Raw genomic sequence first — 1,410 nt, forward strand, 5'->3', positions numbered from 1 at the left:
AAGGTAGCGTCGGGCACGTCGAGGTCTTCCGGATGGGTGGTGTGAGAACTTCCATCTTCGGAAGACCTCGACACCTACCCCCGGACCGACGCGCCAGCGCTCTCTACACCGTCATCTGTGAAGAGCCTGGTTACGTGCAGCGCTGGACCATGGACTGGGTCGTGCGGCCACCCCCCTCATCACCAGGTGCGTCGACAACGGCGTCATGACGGTTCCGCTTGCGGCGGAGATCCTCGGCGACGCAGGCGGCAGAGGCGCCCTCATCAGCTCGGTGATCAGCGAGTGCCGGGACGCCGAGCTTACGAGTCTCGTCGTCGACGCCCTCATGGTTGAAGACATTCAAGACCTAGACTCGTCCTACGCCATTGGTCACGCATCCGCGTCCACGCGTGAAGCATTGTTTACCCATCCGGATCCCAGGGTTCGAAGCAGTGCCGCGGCGTTGTGGGCGGCTGAGATATCGTACTCAAGGCAAGAGATGCCAGACGACCCGGACTGGGCCAGGGCAATGAGCGACTTCGTCGTTCCATCAGACACCATGCGAGAACACATGCAATCCAAGGCGCTCGAAATTCTCGCGAAGACGAAGCCAGAGATCTACATGGACCTGCTTGTCGAGCACGTCGACGCGCTCGAGGGTTACGATGACTTTGACGAGTGGGAGGAAAGCGCGCGTGAGTTGAGCAGCGCGCAGCGGTTCGACTTGTGGGATCGGGTGCGGGAGAGCCCAATGGCCAAGAACCTTTTCTGGGTCATCTCGGCCGCCGACGTCGACTGGATAACCACAGCCGTATCCGACCCGGACTTCCCGGTGTCGCTCAGCAATCTGCTGCTCGCGACGCGGTTTCAGTTCGGCAAGCGGTACCCGCTTAGGGTTCTCGCTGTCATGCTCCGACCGCTCAAATGGGAGCCGGATGACCTTCTATGGACCCTCGAGGTGGGAACGTACTGGGGCGAAGAGCACGAACGTCTCGAACGGCACCTTGCGGTGTGTCGTGAATTAGCTGTGTCGCCCGAGCCAGACCTCGCCCGGCTGGGCGAACGAGGCATCGAGATCTTTGAACCGCGTTTGGCCAAGGCCCGAATGGCTGCACGGCGGGCCGCGGTACGGGGCGCACTCGGCTACTGATACCGCGGGACGCAGAGTTGGTCGCCGCCACGGCTGAGCCGCTGAGATGACTCGAAGCTGAGACTCCGCCACTCTAGGGACCAAGCCAAATGGGCTTGACTCCCAGTCACCGACGGCGGACGCACTCCTTTGCCGCGAGCCGTTAGCCCGAACTAGCCCGGATCATTCACGGGGTGGCGGTGTGATCGGCGTGTAGAAGCACCGAAGTGCTCCCTGAACAGGGAAGACTTGGACTTGTCTAAGGTCCCAGGTCGCCCGTCAGGAAGCACTCGGTAAGTGAA

1 protein-coding gene is annotated in these 1,410 nt (G+C 61.8%); it reads left to right on the forward strand.

Annotated elements, in window-relative coordinates; translation table 11 throughout:
- Positions 1-205 precede the first annotated feature (205 nt).
- Positions 206-1,129: a hypothetical protein gene (locus tag ACI3ET_RS16330; RefSeq protein ID WP_405034127.1), complete on the forward strand. Its 924-nt coding sequence runs from the start codon at positions 206-208 to the stop codon at positions 1,127-1,129.
- Positions 1,130-1,410 lie beyond the last annotated feature (281 nt).

Origin of the sequence: Ornithinimicrobium jinqii (genome assembly GCF_045032595.1) — a bacterium.
In the GTDB taxonomy this organism is placed as follows: Bacteria; Actinomycetota; Actinomycetes; order Actinomycetales; family Dermatophilaceae; genus Ornithinicoccus.